Origin of the sequence: Marinobacter sp. G11 (genome assembly GCF_021282325.1) — a bacterium.
GTDB classification, from domain to species: domain Bacteria; phylum Pseudomonadota; class Gammaproteobacteria; order Pseudomonadales; family Oleiphilaceae; genus Marinobacter; species Marinobacter vinifirmus.
Genome location: NZ_JAJSPB010000011.1, coordinates 1 through 20,527, shown reverse-complemented (window position 1 = coordinate 20,527; position 20,527 = coordinate 1). Strand labels below are relative to the sequence as shown.

At 60.0% G+C, this 20,527-nt stretch carries 20 protein-coding genes; 13 read left to right on the top strand and 7 right to left on the bottom strand.

What is annotated here, in order from left to right; all coding sequences use genetic code 11:
- Positions 1–87: 87 nt before the first annotated feature.
- A complete protein-coding gene (locus LWH94_RS09000) occupies positions 88–627 on the bottom strand; it encodes a gamma carbonic anhydrase family protein (protein ID WP_232901959.1) in 540 nt (179 codons plus the stop codon).
- 212 nt (positions 628–839) lie between these two features.
- Here LWH94_RS09000 and prlC point away from each other — a divergent pair, with 212 nt between their 5' ends.
- Positions 840–2,885: an oligopeptidase A gene (prlC, locus tag LWH94_RS08995; RefSeq protein ID WP_094624340.1), complete on the top strand. Its 2,046-nt coding sequence runs from the start codon at positions 840–842 to the stop codon at positions 2,883–2,885.
- 55 nt (positions 2,886–2,940) lie between these two features.
- Positions 2,941–3,198, top strand: coding sequence for a YheV family putative zinc ribbon protein (locus LWH94_RS08990; protein WP_058342213.1), 258 nt, complete (start codon positions 2,941–2,943; stop codon positions 3,196–3,198).
- 480 nt (positions 3,199–3,678) lie between these two features.
- On the opposite strand, the gene LWH94_RS08985 is transcribed toward LWH94_RS08990, so the two are convergent.
- Both LWH94_RS08985 and LWH94_RS08980 read right to left on the bottom strand, forming a co-directional pair.
- Entirely contained in the window at positions 3,679–5,001 is a 1,323-nt protein-coding gene (locus tag LWH94_RS08985; RefSeq protein ID WP_199457706.1) for a Na+/H+ antiporter family protein, read from the bottom strand.
- A 114-nt stretch (positions 5,002–5,115) separates the two neighbouring features.
- A complete protein-coding gene (locus tag LWH94_RS08980; RefSeq protein ID WP_058342215.1) occupies positions 5,116–5,346 on the bottom strand; it encodes a DUF1653 domain-containing protein in 231 nt (76 codons plus the stop codon).
- Positions 5,347–5,545: 199 nt separating this feature from the next.
- Between LWH94_RS08980 and LWH94_RS08975 the strand changes: the two genes are divergently transcribed.
- Positions 5,546–7,261, top strand: a complete 1,716-nt coding sequence (locus LWH94_RS08975; RefSeq protein WP_232901958.1) for a sensor domain-containing diguanylate cyclase — start codon at positions 5,546–5,548, stop codon at positions 7,259–7,261.
- Between the two features lie 3 nt (positions 7,262–7,264).
- Here the strand turns inward: LWH94_RS08975 and LWH94_RS08970 are convergent, their stop codons facing one another.
- The 3 genes from LWH94_RS08970 to LWH94_RS08960 form a co-directional block, all read right to left on the bottom strand.
- A complete protein-coding gene (locus tag LWH94_RS08970; RefSeq protein ID WP_232901957.1) occupies positions 7,265–7,651 on the bottom strand; it encodes a DoxX family protein in 387 nt (128 codons plus the stop codon).
- Between the two features lie 89 nt (positions 7,652–7,740).
- The gene (locus LWH94_RS08965) at positions 7,741–8,385 is read right to left on the bottom strand and encodes a hypothetical protein (RefSeq protein WP_022990449.1); all 645 of its coding nucleotides are present in this window, start codon (positions 8,383–8,385) and stop codon (positions 7,741–7,743) included.
- A 190-nt stretch (positions 8,386–8,575) separates the two neighbouring features.
- Entirely contained in the window at positions 8,576–9,847 is a 1,272-nt protein-coding gene (locus tag LWH94_RS08960) for an MATE family efflux transporter (protein WP_232902001.1), read from the bottom strand.
- Between the two features lie 259 nt (positions 9,848–10,106).
- On the opposite strand from LWH94_RS08960, the gene coxB reads away from it, so the two are divergent.
- Genes coxB through LWH94_RS08940 form a run of 4 tightly spaced genes read left to right on the top strand, consistent with a single transcriptional unit; the run spans position 10,107 to position 14,389 of the window.
- Positions 10,107–11,231, top strand: a complete 1,125-nt coding sequence (coxB, locus tag LWH94_RS08955; RefSeq protein ID WP_232901956.1) for a cytochrome c oxidase subunit II — start codon at positions 10,107–10,109, stop codon at positions 11,229–11,231.
- A 57-nt stretch (positions 11,232–11,288) separates the two neighbouring features.
- Positions 11,289–12,872 carry a cytochrome c oxidase subunit I gene (ctaD, locus tag LWH94_RS08950; protein WP_022990453.1) on the top strand — a complete coding sequence of 528 codons (1,584 nt, stop codon included), beginning with the start codon at positions 11,289–11,291 and terminating at the stop codon, positions 12,870–12,872.
- Between the two features lie 13 nt (positions 12,873–12,885).
- A complete protein-coding gene (locus LWH94_RS08945) occupies positions 12,886–13,485 on the top strand; it encodes a cytochrome c oxidase assembly protein (RefSeq protein WP_022990454.1) in 600 nt (199 codons plus the stop codon).
- A gap of 16 nt (positions 13,486–13,501) precedes the next feature.
- Positions 13,502–14,389, top strand: coding sequence for a cytochrome c oxidase subunit 3 (locus LWH94_RS08940; protein WP_232901955.1), 888 nt, complete (start codon positions 13,502–13,504; stop codon positions 14,387–14,389).
- Positions 14,390–14,397: 8 nt separating this feature from the next.
- Here the strand turns inward: LWH94_RS08940 and LWH94_RS08935 are convergent, their stop codons facing one another.
- Positions 14,398–14,601: a twin transmembrane helix small protein gene (locus tag LWH94_RS08935; RefSeq protein ID WP_094624346.1), complete on the bottom strand. Its 204-nt coding sequence runs from the start codon at positions 14,599–14,601 to the stop codon at positions 14,398–14,400.
- A 60-nt stretch (positions 14,602–14,661) separates the two neighbouring features.
- Between LWH94_RS08935 and LWH94_RS08930 the strand changes: the two genes are divergently transcribed.
- The 6 genes from LWH94_RS08930 (at position 14,662) to LWH94_RS08905 (ending at position 20,131) form a co-directional block, all read left to right on the top strand.
- The gene (locus tag LWH94_RS08930) at positions 14,662–15,357 is read left to right on the top strand and encodes an SURF1 family protein (protein WP_232901954.1); all 696 of its coding nucleotides are present in this window, start codon (positions 14,662–14,664) and stop codon (positions 15,355–15,357) included.
- A 62-nt stretch (positions 15,358–15,419) separates the two neighbouring features.
- On the top strand, positions 15,420–16,061 hold the full coding sequence (locus tag LWH94_RS08925; RefSeq protein WP_232901953.1) for a hypothetical protein: 642 nt from the start codon (positions 15,420–15,422) through the stop codon (positions 16,059–16,061).
- An 82-nt stretch (positions 16,062–16,143) separates the two neighbouring features.
- A complete protein-coding gene (locus LWH94_RS08920; RefSeq protein WP_232902000.1) occupies positions 16,144–17,217 on the top strand; it encodes a COX15/CtaA family protein in 1,074 nt (357 codons plus the stop codon).
- A complete protein-coding gene (cyoE, locus tag LWH94_RS08915; RefSeq protein ID WP_232901952.1) occupies positions 17,214–18,134 on the top strand; it encodes a heme o synthase in 921 nt (306 codons plus the stop codon). The genes LWH94_RS08920 and cyoE overlap by 4 nt, the downstream gene beginning before the upstream one ends.
- Before the next feature lie 36 nt (positions 18,135–18,170).
- On the top strand, positions 18,171–18,836 hold the full coding sequence (locus LWH94_RS08910; protein WP_232901951.1) for an SCO family protein: 666 nt from the start codon (positions 18,171–18,173) through the stop codon (positions 18,834–18,836).
- A 92-nt stretch (positions 18,837–18,928) separates the two neighbouring features.
- Positions 18,929–20,131, top strand: a complete 1,203-nt coding sequence (locus LWH94_RS08905; protein ID WP_232901950.1) for a YbfB/YjiJ family MFS transporter — start codon at positions 18,929–18,931, stop codon at positions 20,129–20,131.
- Positions 20,132–20,527 lie beyond the last annotated feature (396 nt).

Below are 20,527 nucleotides of genomic sequence, written 5' to 3'. Positions count from 1 at the left end.
CTGCTATTGAGGAAAGTAGGTGCAGGCGGGAAATTTTCAAGGTGCCCCTGATCAGAATTTGATCTGAATCAGGGGCGGAAAGCGTCGTTATTCGGAGGCGTTCAGGTATTCGTCTTTCAGTTTCACGTAGTTAGCCGCGGTGTATTTGAAGAAGGTTTTTTCCTTGTCGCTCAGGGCCCGGGCCTGTTTGCAGGGGGAGCCGACATACAGATAGCCGGATTCCAGTCGTTTGCCCGGGGGCACCAGAGTGCCGGCGCCAACTATCACCTCATCTTCCACCACGGCGCCGTCCATGACGGTGCAGCCCATGCCCACCAGTACGCGGCTGCCGATGGTGCAGCCGTGCAGCAGGGCTTTGTGGCCGACGGTGACGTCGTCGCCGAGGATCAGCGGCCAGCCGCCGGGGTTGAAGTCGCTGGCGTGGGTGATGTGCAGTACGGAGCCGTCCTGGATGCTGCAGCGGTCGCCGATGCGGATTTTATGCATGTCGCCGCGGATGACGGTCATGGGCCATACGGAGCAGTCTTCGCCCATTTGAACGTCTCCGATGACTACCGCACTATCGTCTACCCAGGTGCGTTCGCCAAATTGTGGTGTGATACCCTTGTGAGTTCGTACATTCGCCATTACATATACCTTTTGACTGGCCTCGAATTGAGGGGAAGGAGTCTTTGGGAGGAGGGCTTTCCAAAAACCGCTCCTGCGGCACATCCCTGTGGCGCTTCTGCTCCGCCATCCATGGCTCCGCAAATTTTTGGAAAGCCCTCCTCCCAAAGACTCCCCCAAGCATTGGAGTTGCCTGAAAGTAACCTAAACCCGGACAGCTGAGAAGGGGACCTATGAATAACCCGCTTTTGACAGATGATTTGTTACCGAAATTTGGTCACATCCGCACCGAGCACATGGAAACGGCGATTGACCAGATTCTCAGCGAAAACCGCGTGAAAATTCAGGAGCTGGCGCAGCAGGATGATCCCACCTGGGACACCCTGGCCCAGCCCATGCAGGCGCTGGAGAACAAGCTCAGTAACGCCTGGTCGGTGATTTCCCATCTCAATGGTGTGATGAACAACGACGACCTGCGCAAGGTGTACAAGAACTGCCTGGAGAAGCTGACTGAGTACAGCACGGAGGTGAGCCAGAACGGTGCCCTGTGCGAGGCCTATAAGAAGCTGGCTGCACGGGAGGATTTCAAGGAGTTGAGTGAGCCCCAGCGCAAGTCCATTGAAAACATCCTGCGGGATTTCCGTCTGGGTGGTGTGGATCTTCCGGAGGACAAGAAGAAGCGTTATGCGGATCTGTCCCGGGAGCTGGCGGAGTTGTCCAACAAGTTCAGCGACAACGTGCTGGATGCTACCCAGCACTGGTTCAAGCACATTACCGATGTGGACGAGCTGTCCGGTCTGCCGGAAACCGCCATTGAGGGCGCCAAGCAGGCGGCCCGCCAGAAGGAGCTGGATGGCTATGTGATTACCCTGGATTTCCCGAGCTTCTACCCGGTGATGACTTACTGCGACAACCGGGAGCTGCGCCGGGAGGTTTACGAGGCGTTTGTCACTCGCGCCTCTGATCAGGGCCCGGATGCGGGTACCTGGGACAATACGCCGGTGATGGGAGAAATCCTCAAACGTCGTCACGCCCTGGCCCAACTGCTCGGGTTTGATAATTATGCGGAGCGGTCTCTGGCTACCAAGATGGCCCGCAATACCGACGAGGTGCTGGATTTCCTGAACCAGCTGGCGGGCAAGTCGAAGCCTCAGGCAGAGAAGGAAATTGCCGAGCTGAAGGCGTTTGTGAAAGATGAGCACGGCGTGGACGACCTGCAGGCATGGGACATCGGCTATTACAGCGAGAAGCTGCGCCAGAAGCAGTACGACATCTCCCCGGAAACCCTGCGGCCCTGGTTCCCGGTGGATAAGGTGGTGCCGGGCCTGTTCCGGGTGGCGGAGAAGCTGTTTGATGTGCAGATTGAGGAGCACGCAGATGTAGAAACCTGGCACGAAGACGCCAAGGCCTACTGCATTAGCCGCAACGGCCAGCCCATCGCCTGGTTCTACCTGGACCTGTTCGCCCGTCAGGGCAAGCGTGGCGGTGCCTGGATGGCCGACTGCCGGGTGCGCTGGCGCGATATGCGCGGCAAGCTGCAGCTGCCGGTGGCGTTCCTGACCTGTAACTTCACCCCGCCGGTGGATGGCAAGCCGTCGCTGCTGACCCACGACGAAGTCACCACCCTGTTCCACGAATTCGGCCACGGCCTGCACCACATGCTCACGCAGGTGGAGGTGATGGACGTATCCGGCATCAACGGCGTGGCCTGGGATGCGGTGGAGCTGCCCAGCCAGTTCCTGGAAAACTGGTGCTGGAACCCGGAATCCCTGGCCCTGATTGCCAGCCACCACGAAACCGGCGAACCGCTGCCGGAAGACCTGCTGCAAAAACTGCTGGCGGCCAAGAACTTCCAGTCCGGCATGGGCATGGTGCGCCAGCTCGAATTCTCGCTGTTCGACTTCCGCCTGCATGCGGAATTCACCGACGAAGCCCCCACCAACCCGCTGGACATGCACCGCAAGGTGCGGGAAGACATCGCGGTGGTGCAGTCGCCGGAATTCAACCGCTTCCCCAACGGCTTCTCCCACATCTTCGCGGGTGGCTACGCCGCGGGCTACTACAGCTACAAGTGGGCGGAAGTGCTGGCAGCGGATGCCTTCTCCCTGTTCGAAGAGAAAGGCATCTTCGACCCGGAAACCGGCCAGGCCTTCCTGCACAACATCCTGGAAAAAGGCGGCTCGCAGGAGCCCATGGAACTGTTCAAAGCCTTCCGGGGCCGCGAACCGCAGGTGGATGCCCTGCTGAAACAAACCGGCATCACGGACGAAGCTGCCTGATACAATCCACCCCGGTTGTCGTATCGGCAACCGGGTGTTCTTCTGGAGTAACGTTATGGCAAGTCCGAAACGCTTCATCGCCGGCGCCGTGTGTCCCCGCTGCGCCGAGATGGACAAAATTACCATGTTCACCACCGACGCCGGCGACCAGGTTCGCGAGTGCGTGGCCTGCGGCTACACCGATGCGTTGTCCGACCAGCCCCAACCCGAGGCCCCGGAAATCGAAACGCGGGTAAACAAAAAGGGCAACACCGATGACCATACCGTCAAACAGGTGGTGTTCTTTAAGTCCGGCTCTGACTCTGGAGAATAGGTCTGGCTTGGGCCCTAGCCTGCCGGTTTTGGGGGGGTAGAGGCCACGGGGGTGCTTTTCTTCCGGGAAAAACAACTCGCTTCGCTCAGACATCTTTTTCCCTGCAGAAAAGCACCCCCGTACCCTCTAAGCCGGACCGCACGGAAATCGCTTGTTGAAGGTTTGGCTTTTTCAAGTGTTCTGATTTTTCAGGAGAAATCTGGCGGTGTTGTTACTTTTTCAGTGAGTCGCTAATCCTGGTATCTCTTTCTCAGACCATCTAGTTCCCCAGTTTCTTCAACATTTCCTTTCTCTTTTTCTTCTTTTCCTTCCGTACCCCTCATTGGTACGACGTGAGGGGGTGGGTCAGGTTTTTTTCCGCCGGAAATGGATGTCTGAGCGCAGCGAGTTGCATTTCCAAGGGAAAAAACCTGACCCACCCCATCGCAGCCCCCAAAACCAGCAGGCTACGATCAGGACGGCAAACTCCAAAGTAGAGGGTCAGAGCACCATAGCCGCCAACCACCCGAAGGCGAGCAGAGGCAGGTTGTAGTGCAGGAACGTAGGCACCACGGTATCCCAGATGTGGTTGTGCTGGCCGTCCACGTTCAGGCCGGCAGTTGGCCCGAGGGTGGAATCAGACGCTGGTGAACCCGCATCACCCAGGGCACCGGCGGTACCGACCAGGGCAACGATGGCCAGGGGGCTGAAACCCAGTTGCAAGGCCAGCGGCACGTACAGGGCGGCGATGATGGGAATGGTGGAGAACGACGAACCGATACCCATGGTAATCAGCAGGCCGACCACCAGCATCAGCAGTGCGGCCAGGGCCTTGTTCTCACCGATGGCGGCCACAGAGCCCTCTACCAGGCTCTTGATCTCGCCGGTTTCCCGCATCACTTCGGCAAAGCCGTTGGCGGCGATCATGATGAAGCCGATCATCGCCAGCATCTTCATGCCCTCGGTGAACAGGTCATCGGCTTCTTTCCACTTCACCACACCGGAAATGTTGAACAGCACAAAGCCGGCCAGTGCGCCCAGAATCATCGAGCCCAGCCAGAGCTGAACCACGAATGCCACCACAATGGCCACCAGCGCCATGATCAGGGTTTTCGGGCTGTATTTCACATCCACCCGCTCGGTGCGTTCGATGAGTTTCATGTCGTAGCCACGGCCACCCCGGTAGCTGAAGAACACCGCGATCAGCAGGCCGATGAACATACCCAGGGCCGGCAGGGCCATGGCGGACATGACGTTCAGTTCGCTGGCGTCTACGCCGTTGTCGGCCACGTTGGCGAGCAGGATTTCATTCAGGTAGATACCACCGAAGCCTACCGGCAGGAACATGTACGGGGTAATCAGGCCGAAGGTGAGTACACAGGCCACCAGCCGGCGGTCCATGTGCAGCTTGGCCATGACAAACAGCAACGGCGGAACGACCAGGGGAATAAAGGCGATGTGGATGGGCAGGATGTTCTGGGACGAAATGGCGACGGCCAGCAGCAGGCCGATGATCATGAAGCGGATGCCGGTGGCCGCGCCGCCTTCATCCTGGCGGCCTACCATGGCCAGGGCTTTGTCGGCCAACGCGTGGGCCAGGCCGGATTTGCCGATGGCCACGGCGAAGGCGCCCAGGGTGGCGTAGGACAGCGCCACGGTTGCGCCGCCACCGAGGCCGGAGTTGAAGGCATTGATGGTGTCTTCAAGGGACATTCCGGCCACCAGGCCACCGGAAATGGCACCGATGATCAGGGCAACGACAACGTGGATGCGGCACAGGCTCAGTACGAGCATGATCAGTACCGCGGCAACAACGGCATTCATGGCAGACTCCGGGTAGGAATATTGGGTTTACCGGCACCTTTTGGGCACCGGCGGCACGAAAAGTGCGCTAATGTGCAGGAAATGACCGCATCAGTCAAAGTGGTTGTGTAACGGTCAGTCAGCATCCACCCGGGCAAAGCGCGGTACCTGTTCGCCGGCCACTTCCACGGTTTCACGGAACATGGCCAGGGGCCTTACCCACAGGCTGTAGTCGCCGTACAGGCAGCGGTACACCACCAGGGGTTCCTCGGTTTCGCTGTGCCGGGCCACGCCGATCACTTCGTAATCCTGGCCTTTGTAATGCCGGTAGCGGCCCGGTTCTATAGGGCGTTTTCGTTCTGACATGCTGTCCTCGCGGGTGGTAGTGCTGATCTATCCCCTAATGATAAGGGATCCGGTGCCGGTTTCGGGTTAGACTGAAGAGTATACCTGACCGTACCAACCGGGACTCCGAACCTGAATGAAAGGCTTTTCCGCTGCTGTTCTGCAAATCATTTTGTGCCTTTTCCTGGCGCTGGGTGCGGTTGCAGCGCAGGCAGATCCAGTGGGATTCCGATGGCTGGAGGTGCCGGATGATTCACTGAATATCGACGGGGTGCGCAGCCTGCTGCAAGACCGCTGGCAGGCCCACGAGGCCGATACGGTACTGAACCTCGGGTTCAGTGACGGTACCTTCTGGTTGCGTGTCGAGGTTCCGCCCGAGCCCCGTAACCGGCTGCTGCAGGTAGGCTATCCCCTGCTTGATGAAGTATCTGTTTATTGGGAGCAGGCCGGGAATATCGTTGAAACCTGGCATACCGGCGATACCCTGCCGTTCCGTTCCCGCCCGATAGAGCATCGTACCTTCGTGTTCCTGGTGCCTTCCAATACCGAACCGGTGACCGCCTGGGTGCGGGTGAAAACCCAGGGTTCCATCCAGATACCGGTGAAAGTCACACCGTCGGCCGAATTCCTCGCCTACGAGCAGATTGCCTATGGCTGGCAAGCCATGTTCGTTGGTGTTGTGGTGGCGCTGGCCCTGTACAACCTGTTTCTGTTCGCCATTGTTCGCTACCCGACTTATCTGTGGTACGTCCTCACGGTGCTGAGTGCCGGCCTGGTTCAGCTGAATTTCAACGGCTTGCTGTTCCAGTGGTTCTGGCCGGACCTGCCGGTGGTCAAACAGTATCTGACCGCTGTTATGGTTCCCCTGGGGCTGTCGCTGGCCCTGGTGTTCACCATGAAATTCCTGTCGGTGCGGCAATACAGCCGGGGCGCTTACCGGTTACTCCAGGTATTGCTGATGGCCTGCCTGTTCGCCATCGGTTACGGATTGCTGGGTTCCTATCAGTGCGCCATTGCCCTGATCAGCACCCTGGCGGCCTTCGTGACGGCAGCGGCGTGGGCGGTGGGTGTGCTGGTGTGGCGGCGCGGGCAGGTATTGGCCGGTTTCTATGTGGTGGCCTGGACACCGCTGCTGATTGCCCACCTGTTACTGGCGTTGGCCAAGCTTGGGTTGATTCCCAGCAACCGGGCCATCGAGGTAGCACCCCAGGTGGGTGTGGCTATCGAGGTGGTGGTGTTGTCACTGGCGCTGGCCTATCGCATCAACCTCGAACGCCGGCGCCGACAGGAAGCCCAGGAGCATGCCCTGGATATTCAGCGGGAAGCCAATCTGATGCTCGAAACCCGGGTTCGGGAGCGCACCGAGGAGCTGGAGCAGGCCAACGACCAGCTACGCTCCATGAGCCTGACCGATGGCCTGACCCGGGTCGCCAACCGGCGGCGCTTTGACGACAAGCTGGACATCGAGTGGAACCGGGCCATGCGCCACGACCAGGAACTGAGCCTGCTGATGCTGGATATCGATCACTTCAAAAAGGTGAATGACAGCTTTGGCCACCTGGTGGGTGATGATTGCCTGGTCTCGCTGGCAGCAACCCTGCAGGGCGAGATTCTGCGCGCCAGCGACCTGGTGGCCCGCTATGGTGGCGAGGAGTTTGCGGTGTTGTTACCGGCGACAGACGGCGAAGGCGCCCGCCAGGTGGCTGAGCGCATGCGCCAGGCCGTGGCGGGTAAACCCGTTCCTTCCGGGCAGGGCGGTACACCGGTGGAGCTGACCATCAGCGTGGGTGTGGCCACCATGCGCCCGGCCATCGGCGCGGGCAGCCAGGAGCTGGTGCGCCGTGCCGACGAAGCCCTGTATGCCGCCAAGACCAACGGCCGCAACCGGGTCGAGGTGTGGCGTGATGAGGCTGTTGCCCCGGCAGACCGGGGCTGACACTCAGTTCTTCAGCTTGTACTTGCCCGGCCCCATAAACACCACGGCCAGCGAGGTAAACAGGAAAAAGCCCTGCAGTTCCAGTGCCCAGCCGCCGTTACCGGCCAGCGACAGCAGCTGGTGGCTGTGCACCAGCACAATGGCCACAAGCATGTTGAAGACAATGATCAGCGCGCCAATGCGGGTCTGATACCCCAGAATCACCATCAGTGGTGCCACCACTTCCCCGATATACACACCGTACGCCAGTATCGCCGGCAGGTTATGGCTGGCCAGCTGGGCCTCGATAAAACCGATACCGTTAAGCAGTTTGGCGATGCCGTGGAACAGCAGCAGGCCACCGAGGGTGAGCCGGACAATCAGTTTTCCAAGGTCGGTATTCTCAAGCACAGGGCAAGCCTCCGGAACAGTGAATGGATGGCCGAAGGATACAGGGTTATTGCACAGAAATTCAGTGACTTGTTGGTCAGGATGCTGTTTTACAGGGCTGGGCCAAGGGAAAACCGGATGTGGTTCCGCTCCAGCAGGTTTTCCCAGTAATTGCGCATCCAGTCCCAGGCCCGGTTGTTGAACTGCTCCACGAAGGGGTCAAGGTCCAGGTCGTAGTAATCCGGGGTGCCGGCAATCTGCAATACGGTCACGGTGATGGCATCGTCCAGCTCGTTGGCGAACGGCTCGCCGATCAGTTCGTGGGCCAGCAGGTTGGCCCGGGTGGCTTCCAGATCTATCAGCTCGCCGGCCCGGATCGAGCGGTTGTTGTCGTGCATTTCTTCCATCAGCCGGTGGCACAGGTAAGCCCGGATCAGCAGGCCGTCGAGGCCGTCGTAGCGGACCAGCAGCACCGAGGGCTGGGTGAAATAGCGGATAGCGGCATCAATAAATGGCTGGAACAGGGGCTTGGTGCCGGCGTCGATGGCGCAGGTGTCTACGCACTCGATCAGCCGTGGCGCCATTTCGATGTATTCCACGGCAAACTGGAACAGGCAGGTGGCAGGCTGGCCGTCGATTACGATCGATGACGGCAGCCTGGTCGCCTTGTCTTTCAGCTGCCGGAGAAAGCTCCCCGAGCGGGCTTCCTGGCGACGTGCCTGGTCAATAATCTCGAGGACTGCCTGTGGTGTCATGTCAGGAGATGCCGATGTAGGTACAAAATGAGGTCGCAAGGCGCCTCCCCTTCTCCAGGAGCAACCAATGGGCATTCAGCGGGGCTGGCCAGCTGAACTGCCTGCCGTTTAAAAACAGTGTAGCCAATATTTTTTATGGCGCTGCCGGCTGGTGGCAAAATCCTCTGTGGAAAACCGTAATGCCTGATCGTTAGCGGGGCTGGAACCACACATCCTGCCGGGTGTAGCGCCAGCACAGCCAGCCCATGCTGGCCGCCCGGGCCAGCATCAGGCTGATCAGTGCCAGCCACAGGCCATGGTTGCCCCAGCCGGTCGTCAGCCACCACACCGGCAAAAACACCCCGAGCGCTGAGAACAGCATGGTGTCCTGCATTTCCCGGGTGCGGGTCGCCCCGATGAAGACGCCATCCAGCAGGTAACTCCACACTGCTGCGAACGGTAACATCCAGAGCCAGGGCAGGTATTGCCAGGCGGTGGTTTGTACGTCTTCAATGCCGGTCAACAGGCAGATCAGCCAGCGGCCCCCGAGTACAAAGCCGATGGTCAGCAGCAATGCGCCCCAAAGTGACCAGCGCAGGGCGCTGGCGAACACCGCCTTGAAGCGTCGCCTGCTGCCCCGGCCGATGGCTTCGCCGATCAGCGCTTCGGCCGCGTTGGCAAAGCCGTCCAGGGCATTGGAAATCACCAGCAGGAAGGTGATCAGCACGGCATTGGCGGCCAGGATGACATCCCCTTGCCGGGCACCCTGGGCGGTGAAGAAGGCCAGGCACAGCAGCAGGGCGATGGTACGCACCATGATGTAGCGGTTCACCTGCAGGATGCGCAGGTAATCCGATACCTTGCCGAACAGCTCCCGGGTCAGCTGCTGGCCCTCCGGCATGCGTTTGAGCACGATCATTACACCGATGGCGGTGGCCCCGTATTCGGCCATCACGGTGGCCATGGCCACGCCCCGGCTGTTCCAGCCCAGAACGGTCACGAAGAACACGTCCAGCACGATGTTGATGCCGTTGGCGATGATCAGCATCACCATGGGCCCGCGGGGGAACTGGGTACCAATCAACCAGCCCACCAGGGTGTACTGGCACAGCACGGCCGGGGCACTCCAGATCCTTATGGCAGCATATTCCGCAGCCAGTGCGGCGACATCCGGGCTGGGGTTCATCAACTTCAGGCCCAACGCAATCAGCGGCTGATGAAACAAGATCAGTAACAGGCCAATGCCTACGGCCAGCAACAGCGAACGCAATAACAGTGCCACCTGGGCAAAGGCATCCCGCTGGCCCCAGGCCTGGGCGGCCAGGCCGGTGGTGCCCATGCGCATGAAGCCGAAGGTCCAGTACAGGATGGTGAACAGGTTGGCGCCCACCGCCACCGCGCCCAGGTATTCCGGGCTGTCCAGGTGGCCGAGCACGGCCGTATCCACCAACCCCAGCAGGGGCACGGTGAGGTTGGTCAGCATCAGCGGCCAGGCCAGTGTCCACAGGCGGCGATCGGTAGGGTGAACAACGGCCTTATAAATTCTGTTTATCAAAACGGGTTACTTATCCATTTTAGGTTTAATGATTTTTTAGTCTTTTTTTGATCTGTGTCTACACTGACATTTGATGTATCCGTAAGCAGGCTTTCACTCTCGGTGGTTCCGCTGTTGCGAGCTTCGGAACAGACCGCAGAGGGATGACGCAAAATCCGACAAGAATAACACTCTGTGGAGACACAGTATGCGCGTGCATGCCAAGCGGGCAGTTGCCCTAGCCGCTGGTCTGTTGTCACCGGCTGTAGTCATGGCGGACTGGACCATGAATATGGCTCCGGGGGTAACCGGTACCAGCAACCAGATTTTCAGCCTTCACATGACCATTCTCTGGATCTGCGTGGCCATCGGTGTGGTGGTGTTCGGGGTCATGTTCTGGTCGATCTTTGCCCATCGTAAATCCCAGGGTGCCAAGCCCGCCAATTTCCACGAAAACACCGTGGTGGAAATCCTCTGGACCATTATTCCCCTGGCCATCCTGGTGGCCATGGCCGTGCCTGCCACGGCAACCCTGGTGGAGATGTACGACACCAGCGAGTCCGAGGTGGACATCAAGGTTACCGGTTACCAGTGGCGCTGGCGCTATGAGTACATCAACGACGATTTCGGTTATTTCTCCAGCCTGTCCACCCCTAGGGAGCAGATCGAGAACCGCCAGGCCAAGGGTGAGAACTACCTGCTGGAAGTGGACAACCCGCTGGTGATTCCGGTGGGCAAGAAAGTGCGCTTCCTGCTCACCGCCAATGACGTTATCCACTCCTGGTGGGTGCCGGAATTCGGTGTGAAGAAAGACGCCATCCCCGGCTTTATCAACGAAACCTGGACCCGCGTGGACGAGCCGGGCATCTATCGCGGCCAGTGCACCGAGCTGTGCGGCAAGGATCACGGCTTTATGCCGGTAGTGGTGGAGGCGGTGCCCGAAGAGGAATACAACGCCTGGGTAGCTGAACAGCGAGCCGCCGCAGAAACCGAGCGCCAGCTGACCGAGAAAGACTGGACCCTGGATGAGCTGATGGAGCGGGGCGAGAAGGCCTACGCCAGTGCCTGTGCTTCCTGTCACCAGCCAGATGGTACTGGCATGCCACCGGCCTTCCCGGCCCTGAAAGGCAGCCAGATTGCCCTGGAAGACATGGATGCGCACATGGACATTGTGGTGAACGGCGTGTCCGGCACCGCCATGCAGGCCTTTGGCAGCCAGCTGAGTGAGGTGGACCTGGCCGCGGTGATTACCTACGAGCGGAATGCCTGGGGTAACAACACCGGCGAGATGGTCACGCCGAAAGAGATTTTTGATTACAAGAACCAAGAGTAATCGACGCCAGATAACAACAATCACCAGCCATAAAAAACGGCGGTAACGGGGGTTTTCATGAGTGCGGTTGCAGATACCCACAGCCAGGAACATCACCACGGCCCGGCCAAAGGCATCAGCCGCTGGCTGCTGACCACCAACCATAAAGACATCGGGTCTATGTACCTGATCTTCAGCTTCGCCATGTTCCTGCTGGGCGGCAGTATGGCGATGGTGATCCGGGCCGAACTGTTCCAGCCCGGCCTGCAGATTGTGCAGCCGGAGTTCTTCAACCAGATGACCACCATGCATGGCCTGATCATGGTGTTCGGCGCGGTGATGCCGGCCTTTGTGGGGCTGGCCAACTGGATGCTGCCGCTGATGATCGGCGCGCCGGATATGGCGCTGCCACGGATGAATAACTGGAGTTTCTGGCTGCTGCCCTGTGCCTTCCTGATCCTGGTGTCGACCCTGTTCATGGAGGGTGGCGCGCCCAACTTTGGCTGGACCTTCTACGCCCCGCTATCAACCACTTACGGGCCCCCGAGTACCACTTTCTTCATCTTTGCCATCCACATTATGGGCGTGTCTTCCATCATGGGCGCCATCAACGTGATTGCCACTATCCTGAACATGCGGGCACCAGGCATGAAGATGATGAAAATGCCCCTGTTTGTCTGGACCTGGCTGATCACCGCCTTCCTGCTGATTGCCGTCATGCCGGTGCTGGCCGGTGCGGTCACCATGATGCTGATGGACATCAACTTCGGCACCAGTTTCTTCGATGCTTCCGGCGGTGGTGACCCGGTGCTGTTCCAGCATGTGTTCTGGTTCTTCGGGCACCCGGAGGTGTACATCATGATCCTGCCGGCGTTCGGGGCTATTTCCCATATCGTACCGGCCTTCTCCCGCAAGCCGCTGTTCGGCTATGCCTCCATGGTGTATGCCGTGGGCGCCATTGCCCTGCTCTCCTTCCTGGTATGGGCGCACCACATGTTTACCGTGGGCATCCCGTTGGCGGGGCAGCTGTTCTTTATGTATGCCACCCTGCTGATTGCCGTGCCCACCGGGGTGAAGGTGTTCAACTGGGTAACCACCATGTTCCGGGGTTCCCTGAGCTTTGAAGCACCCATGCTGTTTGCCGTGGCCTTTATCATCCTCTTTACCATCGGTGGCTTCTCCGGGCTGATGCTGGCCATCGCCCCGGCGGACTTCCAGTACCACGACACCTACTTTGTGGTGGCCCACTTCCACTATGTACTGGTACCCGGTGCCATCTTCGGTATCTTCGCCTCGGCTTACTTCTGGCTGCCCAAGTGGACCGGCCACATGTACGACGAAACCCTGGCCAAGACCCACTTCTGGCTGTCGTTTATCGGCATGAACCTGGCTTTCTTCCCTATGCACTTCCTGGGGCTGGCGGGCATGCCCCGGCGGATTCCGGACTACGCCCTGCAGTTCTCGGACTTCAACATGGTGTCCAGTATCGGGGCCTTCATGTTCGGTGTTACCCAGCTGCTGTTCCTGTTCATTGTCGTCAAGTGCGTGCGCGGTGGCGAAAAGGCCGCGGCCAAGCCGTGGGATGGAGCTGAAGGGCTGGAATGGACGGTGCCGTCGCCGGCGCCCTATCACACTTTCTCTACACCGCCGGAAGTGAAATAACCGGGAGGTCACCATGGCCGAACAGCAACCACAACAGGGCAAGCGCAGTAACAGCCGGGTGATCGCCTGGTGCATGGCCGGCGTGGTGGGCATGTTTGCCTTTGGCTTTGCCCTGGTGCCCCTGTACGACGTGTTCTGTGAAATCACCGGCATTAACGGCAAGACCGGCGGGCGCTATGAAACCGGGGTGTCGAACCAGGTGGACGAGAACCGCACGGTCACCGTGCAGTTCCTGGCCAGTAATGGCCCGGGTATGAGCTGGGAGTTCCGGCCGGTACAGCGGAGTGTGAAGGTGCATCCGGGTGAGGCGGTCACGGTGAACTTCTATGCCGCCAACCCCACCGACCATGCCATGGTGGGGCAGGCGGTACCCAGCCTGTCGCCCTCCGAAGGCACCCTGTATTTTCACAAGACCGAGTGTTTCTGCTTCAACCAGCAGCCCCTGGACGCCGGGGAAAGCGTGGAAATGCCCCTGGTGTTCATTGTCGACCCGGAACTGCCGGAACACATTACCAAGCTGACCCTGTCTTACACCCTCTACGACCAGGACCCAGAAGCAAGGGTATCCGGTTCGGCCAGGGCAGGCGCAACAACAACCAACAATAACGGCTAAGCCATCGGAGACAGCTATGGCGGATCACCAGACCTACTACGTTCCCGAACAGAGCAAATGGCCCATCGTTGCCACCGTGGGCCTGGGCGTAACCCTGTATGGCGCAGCGTCAATCATGGTGAACGGCAATCAGGGCGAGAGCACCGGCGGCTCCTGGTTCATGTTCTGGATTGGCGCGCTGATCATGGCCTATATGCTGTTTGGCTGGTTTGGCAGCGTGATCCGCGAAAGCCGGGCCGGCCTGTACAGCGATCAGATGGACCGCTCGTTCCGCTGGGGCATGAGCTGGTTCATTTTCTCGGAAGTCATGTTCTTTGCCGCCTTTTTCGGGGCGTTGTTCTACGTAAGGGTGTTTGTGGTGCCCTGGCTGGGTGGTGAAGGCGACAAGGGCAGCACCAACATGCTCTGGGAAGGGTTTCAGGCCAGCTGGCCGCTGATCAACAACCCGGACCCACAGGTGTATCAGGGCCCGAAAGAAGTGATCGGCCCCTGGGGCCTGCCGCTGATCAACACCATTTTGCTGGTGACCTCATCGTTCACCGTCACCATCGCCCACCACGCCCTGAAAGCCGGTAACCGGGCCAAGGTAAAGCTGTGGCTGGCCGCCACCATTGCCCTGGCGGTGGTGTTCATGTTTGTGCAGGGCTATGAATACGCCCACGCCTATGGTGATTTGGACCTGACCCTGCAATCCGGTATCTACGGCAGCACCTTCTTTATGCTCACCGGTTTCCACGGCGCCCACGTAATGCTGGGTACCCTGATGCTGTTTATCATGCTGGTGCGGATCATCAAGGGGCACTTTACGGAAGACAACCACTTCGGGTTCGAGGCGGCCGCCTGGTACTGGCACTTTGTGGATGTGGTGTGGCTGGGGCTGTTCGTCTTTGTGTATGTAATCTGACGGAGCGGTTACGGCGTGGGGTTCAGGGTCAGGTTTCCGGACCAGAGAGCTACAAGTATCAGCGCCAGCAGGAGCACGCTCAGGGCAACCCGGACTGCGAGGGAATTCACCACGCGCCGGGTTTTGCCGCCGTCATGGATCAGGAAAAACAGACCGCTGAACAGGCTGGCCATAACCGCAACGAGCAACACAACGATGGCAATCTTGAGCATGGGAATTCCCGTTATTTTTAGCTTTCACTCACTATAGCAGAGCATGGGTAGACCTGTTTGATGGCTCGCCACTGGCAGTTTGACTGGCGATTACTGGTGTTCTCCGGGTTGTTTCTGCCCCTGCTGATCAGTCTTGGCGTGTGGCAACTGAATCGCGCCGCGGAGAAAACCGCGCTGCTGGAAACCTGGCAGGCAGAGTCGGCCAGCCAGGCCTGGGCTGAACAGTCCGCCGGTGTGCTGAAACCCGGGCAACCGGTGTCGCTCACCGGTTTTTATGGTGAACAGACCTGGCTGCTGGATAACCGTACCCGGGACGGCATGCCCGGGTACGAAGTATTGACGCTGTTCCACCCCCTTGAAGGCCCGCCGGTGGTGGTGAACCGGGGCTGGATACAGGCGCCGCGCACCCGGGACCAGTTACCACTGGTAACCACGCCGGAGGATCTGTACACCCTGAATGGCCGGCTGGCGGATTACCCGGAGCCACCCGTGCTGGCAGCTACGGAGCCGGAATCCGGTTCCTGGCCAAGAAGGGTTCAGGCATTGCCGGCAGAGCTGGTGGCCGGGGAGGGCGTTGATCCTGCAGCCATGATTGTTGCCCTGGCCGACAGCCAGCAACCCGGCGCCTACCGGGCCGACCGGGTGCCGGATGTAATGGGCCCGCAGACCCACTACGGATATGCGGCCCAGTGGTTTGCGCTTGCCGCAGCACTGACTATATTGACTGTAGTAGCGAGTTATAAAGTAGCGAGTTAAAAAGTGGCGAGTTATAAAAAGAACAGCCATACCTCGAAAGAACTGAAAGACAGGAGCCGATAATGACAACGACAACGGCTGATAACGTGACTCCCGGTGTTGAGCCCACCCCCGAACAGACCCGCCGTGGCCGGCGTACCGCACTGTTGCTGTTTGCAGTGGGCTTTGGCCCCATGGTGCTGGCCACCATCATGTTTTATACCGGCTGGCTGAACCCCGCCGGCCATTCCAACCAGGGCCAGTTGCTGCAGCCCGTGGTGCCGGTACAGGCACTGAACCTGGAAACCGGAAGTGGCGTACCCCTGGCCGACCGGTTTGGGGTAGACCAGCCGGAAGCCAAGTGGCTGATGCTGGTTACCGCCGGCAGCTGCCAGAAGGATTGCGAACAGTTACTGTACCTGGCCCGGCAGGTGAACATTGCCCTGGGCAAGAATGCCCCGAGGGTTGGCCGCGCGGCGTACCTTGCTAGCACCCCGGCCGCACTGGAAGCCCGCTGGAGCGAGGAATACAGCCTGATGGAGCGGCTTCGGGTTGCTCCCGGAGCAACACCGGCCTGGCCTGCAGGCGTGAACCCCGCCAACGAGCCCCGGATTCTGCTGGTCGATCCGTTTGGTAACGTAATGATGCATTACGGAACCGAGCACACCGGCAAACAGATGCTCAAAGACCTTAAACACCTGTTGAAGCTGTCCCAGATTGGCTGATCGGGAGGTCAGGGCCGTGAAACCGGAATTGAACCCCGAGCTGTCTTTGCCTGAGGCGAAAAAGCCATCCGTTGCCAAACCCATGGCCCGCTGGTCCGCTTTTGCCTGCGGCCTGGCGGTGGTGGTAATCATGCTGGGCGCCTGGACCCGGCTGGTGGACGCCGGGCTTGGTTGCCCGGACTGGCCTGGCTGCTATGGCTTTCTGACCGTACCCCAGAGTGAAACCAGCATTGCCATTGCCAACGCCCGCTTCCCGGAAACTCCGGTGGATGTGTCCAAGGGCTGGCCGGAGATGATCCATCGCTATGCCGCCGGTACCCTGGGGCTGGTGGTGTTCGGCCTGGCGATTGCCGCTATTCGGCACCGCAGGGAGCAGTTGCCGTTGCGGCTGCCCCTGTTTATTGCCGGTTTTATTGTGCTGCAGGGCGCTTTCGGTATGTGGACGGTTACCCTGAAGCTCTGGCCCCAGGTGGTGGCCCTGCACCTGCTCGGAGGCTTCACGACCCTCAGCATGCTGTTGTTGCTGACCCTGCGCCTGCGCAAACGGGCCCGGGGTGAGCCGCCGGCAGTTGCTACTGCTTCATTGTCCCTTGCCCGGCTTCGTCCGTGGCTCTATGGCGGCCTGCTACTGGTGGTGCTGCAGATTGCCCTGGGAGCCTGGACGGCGGCCAACTATGCCGCTGTCGCCTGCACCGACCTGCCCACCTGTCAGGGCCAGTGGTGGCCGGAAGGGATGGATTTCCGCCATGGCTTCGATATTGCCCAGCATGTAGGCCCGAATTATCTGGGCGGCCAGCTGACAGCCGACGGCCGGGTGGCCATTCACGTCACTCACCGGTTAGGTGCGCTGATAGTGCTGGTGTATCTGGGCTTCCTGCTGCTCAGGCTATGGCAGCAGCGGGGTGAAAGCCGGCTGGAAAACAGCGTCTTGCTGGTGGCCGGGGCACTGGTGCTACAGATCAGCCTTGGCCTGGCCAACGTCTGGCTGCACATTCCGCTGGCCATTGCGGTCGGCCACAACGCGATGGGGGCGGGCCTGCTGTTGTCCGTCATCCACCTGATCTGGCGGCATCACCAGCTACCGCAGCCACAAGCATCCAGGGCTGCCTCAACAGAATCCCATACAACAACCATAAACCGGGAGGTTACGGCATGAGCGAGCAAGCAAAGGCGCTGCCGGCCCAGCACAGTGCAAAGTCGGTATCGGGCCGGATTTCCTGGCGCGACTATCTGGAGCTGACCAAGCCCCGGGTGGTGGCCCTGATGATCCTGACCTCGGTGATCGGTATGTTGCTGGCGGCGCCGGGGGTGCCGGGCTGGGACATCCTGCTGTTCGGTAACCTGGGCATTGCCTTGCTGGCCGGGGCTGCGGCAGTGGTGAACCACGTAGTGGACCAGAAGATCGACACCGTCATGGCCCGCACCCGCAAGCGCCCGGTAGCCACCGGCCGGATTGCTCCCTTCGATGCCATCTTGTTTGCGGTGATGCTGGCGGCCGCCGGCATGATTGTCTTGATCTGGCAGGTGAACGAACTGACCGCCTGGCTGACCCTGGCGTCTCTGGTGGGCTATGCCGGCGTATACACATTGTTCCTGAAACGGGCCACGCCCCAGAACATCACCATTGGCGGCCTGGCCGGTGCCATGCCACCGCTGCTGGGCTGGACCGCGGTCACCGGGCAGGTGGAAGGCCATGCGCTGCTGCTGGTGCTGATCATCTTTGCCTGGACCCCGCCCCACTTCTGGGCCCTGGCCATCCACCGCAAGGAAGAATACGCCAAGGCCGGTATTCCCATGTTGCCCGTTACCCACGGCAACAAGTACACCGAACTGCACATCCTGCTGTACACCCTGATGCTGCTGGCGGTGAGCCTGCTACCTTTTGTCACAGGGATGTCTGGCGGTATTTACCTGATCGGTGCCCTGGCGCTAGGCTTGAGGTTCCTGCAATATGCCATCCGCCTGCTGAAAGGGGATGATCGCCGGGTAGCCCTGAACACCTTCAAATACTCCATCACCTACCTGATGGCGCTGTTCGTGGTGTTACTGGTGGATCACTTCGTCTTTTTCTGAACAGAGGCGGTTGCACTAACCTGAGTTGGAGGCCCCATGGGGCGGTCGTTACGCATTACGCTGTTTGTACTGTTACTGCTTGTTGTGCTGATCTTTGGCCTGACCGTCGGCCGGCAGGTGTTCCTCAGCAGCAGTGAGCCCGCGCCGGCACCGGATCTGAGCCAGTACAACACCTACGTGTACGACCAGCCCCGTGAACTTGCCGAGTTCACCCTGACCAATGAGCAGGGTGAAACCGTGACCCGGGACAGCCTGAAAGGCCGATGGACCTTTGTGTTTGTGGGCTACACCAACTGTCCGGACATCTGCCCCGCGGCCATGGCAAACCTGCGCCGAACCAACAGCCTGCTGCCGGCGGAACTGCCCCGGCCGGATTACCTGCTGGTGACGGCAGACCCGGAACACGACACCCCGGAAAAACTCAAAGCCTATACCGGCTTCTTCGGTGAAAACTTCCATGGCCTGACCGGCGACCTGGATACCCTTCGGAAAGTGGCGAAAAGTGTCAGCGCGGTGTTTGTGCACCGGGAGGTTGATGGCCAGTTGCTGGTAGATCACAGCGGCCACTTCGCCCTGCTGAACCCGCAGGGAAAACTGCAGGCGCTGATCCAGCCTCCCCACAAGCCGGAAGAACTGGTGCAGGCCTATGAGCGGATCTACCAGTGGGCGAAGGCAAATGACCCCCGGGCTTCGGGAGCCTGAGGGGCTTGGGCCAAGGTCCCACTGACAAAACCCGGCGCCTCCCTTACACTGCCCGGCTGTGATACCCAGCCACCAGTAACCGGGCCACACTCATGACATCTTCCCCGACTGCCACTCCGAAACAGCTGTTCACGGTACTGCTGGCCGGCAGCCTGGTGCTGCTGGTGGTGCACACCCTTGGCCGGTTTATCTACACGCCGCTGCTGCCCTACCTGGTGGCGGATAACCAGTTCAGCGCGCCGGACGGCGCCGCGGTCGCCACCTGGAACTATCTGGGCTACCTGATGGGCGCCATGCTGGCCATCCGCTGGCATCGCATCGACCAGATTCGCTTCATGCTGCCACTGTTCCTGGCCGTGCATGTACTCACCACCCTGATCATGACCCAGACCGACAACCTCACGGTCATCTCCACCACCCGCTGGCTCAATGGCGTGGCTAACGGCGTGGTGTTTGTACAGGCTCCGGCGCTGATCCTGGAATGGCTGGTCCTGCGCAACCGCGCCACCATGAGTGGCCTCGTGTACATTGGCGTGGGTGCCGGCCTGTTGGTATCCAGCGGCCTGGTATCCGGCACGGCGGATTTCCTCGAAGGTGCCCAGCGATGGTGGCCGGCGGCAGTGGTGTCCATCCCGCTGGCCTGGTGGGGTGTCATGCAGCTGCGCAAGCTGGATGTGCCGGTGCGGGAACACGATGATTCCGGCCAGGCCATCACCAACACCCCCCTGATCGACCGCGCCAGCATCCCGCTGTTTCTCTCATACGCCGGCGCCGGCCTGGGCTACATCCTGCCCATGACCTTCCTGCCGCTGCTGGCAAAAATCGAATTGCCGGATGGCCACTTCCTGCAGGATGGCACCTGGATGCTGGTCGCCCTGTTCACCATCCCCGCGCCCTGGCTCTGGAACAAACTCGGCGCCATCATGGGCGACCTGCCGGCGCTGCGGTTGAATTTCATCATACAGTTGGCCGGTGTCCTGGCTGCCGTGCTCTGGCCCGGGGCCATTGGTCTGGTGCTGTGCGCGGTCCTGGTCGGAGGCACCTTCCTGGGCACTGTTCTCCTCACCCAACGCATCGGCCGCGCTCTCCATCCCCACCAGGGCCCGCGCTTGTCCGCAGCCATGGTGGCCCTCTACGGCTTCACCCAGATGGTGGGGCCGTGGCTCACCAAGCAGTGGCTCGACTCCGGCGGTACCCTGGTGTCTGCTTTTGGTATCGGTGTCGCGGCCCTGGTGTTTGGCCTCGTGTTCGCGTTCTGTGTGCCCCGGCCTGAGGTGTGGCATTCCCGCTATTGAGTTTGGAGCGGGTTTGGGCTCCCAGACTGTTGGTTGTGGGGGATTGATCGGGGTGGTGGGGTATTTTTTGCCTTGGAAATGAAACTCGCTGCGCTCAGACATTCATTTCCGGCGGAAAAAAATACCCCACCACCCCGCTCTAGTTGACCACGGCGGTTCCGCTGGATTAAAAGACTTTTTGGTTGAAAGAATCAGTGCTGACGCAAAAGGCAAAACGGATTAACCCAAGACAGACCCTAGTAAGCTATTGAGATACCCTAAAAGTTACGCAGGGTGTGGGGGGTGTTTTAATTTTTTGGCCGAAAAAGAACTCGCTGCGCTCAGACACCTTTATTCGGTCAAAAAATTAAAACACCCCCCACACCCTGCGTAACTTTTAGGGTATCTCAATAGCTT